Origin of the sequence: Deinococcus pimensis DSM 21231, assembly GCF_000519345.1 — a bacterium.
GTDB classification, from domain to species: domain Bacteria; phylum Deinococcota; class Deinococci; order Deinococcales; family Deinococcaceae; genus Deinococcus_A; species Deinococcus_A pimensis.
Window position 1 is genome coordinate 125,948 of the sequence record NZ_KI912671.1, and the last position, 5,629, is coordinate 131,576.

Consider the following 5,629-nt stretch of genomic DNA (forward strand, 5'->3'; position numbering starts at 1 on the left):
AACGCGCGCAGCTTCACGCGCGCCGCGCCGCGCACGCGCTGAGCCTCGGACGGCCCGACGAGGCGCTCGAAGCCGCCACGCGCGGCCTCACGCTGCTTCAGGAATCCCCCTCCCGGACGGTGGAGGCGGAACTGCGCCGCGAACTGCTGCTCGCGCAGGCCCTGCTGGGACGACACGAGGAGGTCGAACGGACCCTCCTCGACTTCGCCCGGCACGACACCACCGACGACACGCAACGAGCGCTCGACGACACCGCGATCGGCGGGGCGTACCTGCGACTCGAACGCTTCGAGCAGGCCGTGACGCCCCTGCGGCGAGCCGTCACGACCTTCGACCGGCAGGGCGACACGTACCGCGCCGCCTGGGCGATGCACGGTCTCGCACACGCCCTCGACTACAGCCGCCAGGACCTCGCGGCCGCGCTGACGCTCCGGCAGGACCTGCACGCCCGGCTGGAGCGGGCGTTCGCTCCGACGCTGCACCGCGCGAACCTCACCGAGCTCGGCTTCACCTGCATGCGCCTCAGACGCTACGACGACGCGCACGACTGGCTCACCCGCGCCGAGGCCTACGAGACGCACAGCGGCGAAACGGCGACCTCCACGCACCGCCTGCTGGCCGAGCTGTACTGGACGCTCGGCGCGTACGACGCGTGCGAACACGCCGCGCGGCGCGCCCTCGCCCACCCGGACCCGCGTGACCGGGGCGCCTTCTTCCCCCTGCTGCAACTCGGCCGTCTCCACGCGCGACGAGGCCAGCCGGACCTCGCGCGAAGCGCGTACGCTCGGCTCACCGATGAGCTCGACGCGTTCGACGTGCCATACGTGCGCGGCCAGCTGCTGCTCGCCCTTTCCGACGTCAGCGCGAGCGACGAAGCCGAGTCGCTCGCGTCACGCGCGCTGAACGTCGCGCGCGATACCGGCGAGGCGGAACTGGAGACCGCCGCGCTCGCCACGCTCGCGCACGCCCTCCTGAAGCTCGGCAGACCGCACGAGGCGCTCCAGTCCAGCACGCGGGCCGCCGAACGTCTGGATCGGCACGCGCCCTTCGACGATCCCGAACGCCCCAGCCTCGTGCATCACGACGTGCTCCTCGCCCTGGGCGAGCCCGGCAGCCCTGACGTCCTGCGAGACGCGACGAGACGCCTGGACGCACTGGCCACGCGCGTTCCGCTCGCCTACCGCGAGGCGTTCCTGACGAGGCACCACACCAACGGCGAACTGCGCCGCCGCGCCCTCGCCGCTCGAATCCTCTGACGTCACCCGGCGCGTCACCCGGATCTGCCCGAACGGAACGTTCTCGATCTCGAAGGTGGCGCTCCGACCGCTGCCGGTGAACGGCGTGAAGCGCCACTTCGCCTCGTCCCGGCAGCCACCGTCCACCGCGCAGGCCATCACCACGACGTCACCCAGAGCGGCCCCGGCACCTTCGCGCAGGGTGAGTCGTCCAGAGATCGATCCGGTCGTGCCGCGGGGACGGTTGTACAGGTCGTCGATGCTCGGATCGTTCGGCCTGCCGAGCGCCAGCACCGCCTGACGGCCGCTGCCCGTGATCTTCCAGGTGTTCACGGAGTTCGACGGCGTGCGGTTCTCGAACGAGCGGCCCGGCGTACACTGGTAGCCCCTGGCGTACGACGTGGTCGGGATGAGCGTCAGGACGTTCCCGTCGAGGTCGACGACGCCGGACTCGTTGAGCTGGATCTTGCTGGTGCGGCCGGAGGTGGTGATCACGGTGACGCCGCTGCGCGTGAACGTGCCGCTCGCGCCGACCTTGAGGATCACGCTGGCGCCGCTGGCGTCGACGTACTTCCCGCTCGAAGGGTCGTGGTACTCGAGCGACGAGATCGTGCCGTACTGCCACTCGCCCTGAAGCGTGGCGGGCAACGCGTCGCCCGTCTCGCCTCCCGGGCCGGCCTCCTGCGGCGGGTCGCCGCACGCCGCGAAGACGACGCTGAGGACGAGGGCGGTCGGACCGAAGGTACGCCTGTGCATGGCCGAGCGCCTTCCGCTCGCCGGTGGAGCGTGCCGGCGACCTATGCGGCGGCGGATGACACGCGCGTGGTTCCTGACGACGCCCGACGCTCCTGCCCTTCCGTGGGGGCGTGCGCGCCTCGCGCGGCGATCATGACGCCGACCGGCCACGGCGCCTGGCCGTCATCCCGCACGCGAGGGCGCACCATGCGGATACCATCGCCCCCTGGGTAGGGTCACGGCATGCGTTCACGATCCTTGCGTCCGCCCTTTGCCGCCGCGCTCGTCACCTCGATCCTGCTCGCCGCGTGCACCCCGACCGGCGCGCCCAGCCCCGCGCCCGCCGACATGACGGACGTCGACACGCGCGCCGCACGCCTCTCCGGCGTCGTCCGCGCGGGAGGCGCGGACGCCACCGCCGCGTTCGGAGAGGCGCTCGCCGCCGCCGGCATCGGCGTTCGCGCCCTCGACGGTCAGGTGCTGCGCGCCGCGCAGCAGCCCAGCCTCGGCCTCGCCTTCGCCGAGCACGACCCCGCCGTGATCCTGCGCGCGCAGCAGCAGGGCGGCACCGTCACCCTCGCGGAGCTCGCCGACACCCTGAGGGTGCTCGCGCCGAACGCCGACCAGGGCGAGATCGCCCGTCTGCTGCGCGAGGACCTGCGGCGCGACCTCAGCAGCGACGTGCCCACCGTGCGCTTCTGGGCGCGGTTCGTCACGTCCCTCACCCCCGACGGGCAGCCCGCCCTCACCTCCGACGCCGCGCCCGCCGACGTTCCCGTGAGCGCCGCGCAGCACGCGCTGATCCTGCTGCGGCTCGCGGGCGGCGCGGCCGCGCGCGCGAGGACCCTCGATCCCACCGTGCCCCTCACGAGCGCGAGCAGCTCCTCCGGCGGCACGATGCGCGCGCTCGCCGCGCCCGCGAACTGCACGTTCGGCGGCACCGAGGGCACCATCATGGACGCCGCCGCGCTCGGCCTGACCAGCGGCTTCGGTCAGCTGCTCGGGTACCTCGACGGCATCAGCAGCACGCCCGGCGAGAGCGCCGCGAGTCGCGCGTCGGACCTGCTCGGCCTCGCGAACCTCGTGACGAGCTACGCGAAGTTCGTGCTGACCTTCGCGGGCTTCCAGATGGACCTCACCGTCGACCAGCCCGACGTGACCCGCACCAAGAGCACCGTCAGCAACGGCGACGGCGTGCATACCGCCACCGTGAAGGTGCACTACGACCTGAGCGCGGGACTCCAGTACCTCAACTGCTTCCGACTGGCGTTCAACCACGTCGGGGTGGACTTCAGCACGCCCAACGCGGGTGTGGTGGAGGGCGCCGACGTGCGCTGGCGTGTCTTCGCGGCGGACGGCGACGGGTCCTACGCGCAGAAGCACACCAACATCCTCGCGGCGCTCGCCGGGGAGGAAGTCATGCACGACAGGACCGGCGCGGACGGCACGGCGCAGCTGCGCTTCGAGGGCGTCCGGCAGGACCGCGACCTCGGCCCGGCACCCACCCCGGTGGACAAGTCGGGTGAGGTGACGGCGATCAGCACGATCAAGAGCGCGTCGTTCGCGGCGGACCTGGTGGACGCGCTGGGCACGGCCGCGGGCGGGGTGGGAGGTCTGCTGACGATGCCGCAGGAACTGGCGTACCGGATGTGGCCGATCTCGTCGACGATGCCGCTCAGGGTGCGGGACTGGAAGCCGTCGTGTGAGGGCGTGACGGGCAACACCTGCTGGCTCGGCACGATCACCGTGACGCAGGCCATGTCGGAGTCCAAGACGCTGCTCGACCCGAACGACGCGCCCGCCGGGACGGACGAGTACCGCGAGCAGCTGCGCGGCGAGTACGTCGTGACGGGTGTCGAGGACGCAGGGGCCATCGTCACGAACCTCAAGGTCCAGGGACGCCTCGGCGCGTCGCACGAACGTAAGCTGCGGTACGACGCCACGTACGACGTGACCTGCGCCGACGGGGAGACCGTCAAGACGGAGACGCACCGCTACGGGATCACGGACAAGGGAAGTGCCACACGGGATTTGCAGGACAACGTGTACGTCAACCTGCACGAGAACGGCTCGTACGAAATCAACAACGGCTCGTGGAACACCAGCACCCGCCTGAGGGGCACCGGGGAGTACTCGGACTACAACCACTACCGCGGCGCGTGCAACCCCTTTCAGGACAACGACCGGGAGAGCAGCAAGGCGACCACCCCGACCTACGACCTCGACGACTTCACCGAGCAGGGCGTCGCGCAGGAGCAGGACGGCGTCCTCACCATCCAGGGCAGCCGCACCTTCACGAACGACGTGGAGCCCCCCACGACCTACACCGTGACGTGGAACCTCACCCGCGTCACCGTCGAATGAGGACGATGACGAGCGGCGTGACCCCTGTCGACGGCCGCGAGTCCGGAGCCGAGCGACGCGCTCCGTCCCCGTGACGTGGACGTCCACAGGATCGACCGCACCGACGGATCCTCGCGCCGTGCACCTCCGGAGGCGCCCGCGGCGTGTCACCTCCTCATCCTCGGCCTCGTCCGTCTCGTGATTCCGCCGAGTCCCACCACCGAGCGCCAAGAGCCGAATCACGCGTCGACACCCAGGACGCCGAAAGGAAATCCATGACCAACATTCTCGTCGCCACGGCCACCTTCGTGGGGCACGTCATTCCGACCTCCTCCGTCGTGCGTGAGCTCGTCAGTCGCGGACACACCGTCGCGTGGTACGCCAGCCGCGCCTTCGAGGCGCCCATCCGCGCGACCGGCGCGCGCTTCTTCCCGATGCGCCCCGAACTCGACCTCGACCCGACCAACTACGACGAACGCTTCCCCCAGCGGCGGCACCTGAATCCGCTGCGGCGCCTGCAGTTCGACCTCAAGCACACCCTCGCGGACTTCATTCCCGGAACCGCCGAGGACGTTACGCGCGTCCTCGCGGAGTTCCAGGCGGACGTGCTGCTGACCGACATCGCCTTCGTCGCGGGCCGCACGGTCCGTCACCGCTCGGGCCTGCCGTGGATCAGCGTCAACCCGGCGCCCGTGACGTGCAGCAGCCGCGACACCGCGCCGTTCGGGCTGGGCCTGGCGCCGTCCTCGACGCTGCCAGGTCGTGTCCGCAACGCCGCCCTGACCCACCTGATGCAGCGTGCGCTCCTGGGGAACGCCGACCGGTACTTCCGGGCGGTGGAGCGCGCCTGCGGGACGCCCGACTCGCCGCACTTCGTGCTCGACGGGATGCTGCGTGAACCGGACCTGGTGCTGCAGGGCACCATTCCCGAACTGGAGTACCCTCGCTCGGACCTGCCGGCGAACCTGCGCTTCGTCGGGGCGCTGCTGCCCGATCCCGCCACGGACTACGTCCGTCCCGCGTGGTGGGGTGAGCTGACTTCAGGCCGCAAGGTCGTGCACGTCACGCAGGGCACCGTGGACAACGCCGACTTCTCGAAGCTGATCCTGCCGACCCTGCGTGCGCTCGCCGGGGAGGACGTGTTCGTGGTCGCCACGACCGGCGGGCGTGACGTGAGCGAGGTCCGCGCCGCCCTGCCCGCGAACGCGCGGGTCGAGGCGTTCATCCCGCACGACCTGCTGCTGCCGTTTGTGGACGTGATGGTCACCAACGCCGGGTTCGGCGGGGTGCAGCGCGCGCTCGCGGCGGGCGTGCCG

Annotated in this window: 4 protein-coding genes; all 4 read left to right on the forward strand. The window is 71.3% G+C overall.

Annotated features, from left to right (window positions below; all coding sequences use genetic code 11):
* On the forward strand, nucleotides 1–1,256 hold a 1,256-nt coding region (locus DEIPI_RS33040), incomplete at its 5' end, for an ATP-binding protein (RefSeq protein ID WP_045234793.1).
* Nucleotides 1,257–1,701: 445 nt separating this feature from the next.
* Nucleotides 1,702–1,869 carry a hypothetical protein gene (locus tag DEIPI_RS0120295; RefSeq protein ID WP_157463845.1) on the forward strand — a complete coding sequence of 56 codons (168 nt, stop codon included), beginning with the start codon at nucleotides 1,702–1,704 and terminating at the stop codon, nucleotides 1,867–1,869.
* Between the two features lie 344 nt (nucleotides 1,870–2,213).
* Complete coding sequence (locus DEIPI_RS0120300; RefSeq protein WP_027482986.1) at nucleotides 2,214–4,334, forward strand: hypothetical protein; 2,121 nt, start codon at nucleotides 2,214–2,216, stop codon at nucleotides 4,332–4,334.
* Between the two features lie 254 nt (nucleotides 4,335–4,588).
* Nucleotides 4,589–5,629 (forward strand): glycosyltransferase (locus DEIPI_RS40470; RefSeq protein ID WP_045234796.1); only part of this gene is annotated, 1,041 nt, incomplete at its 3' end.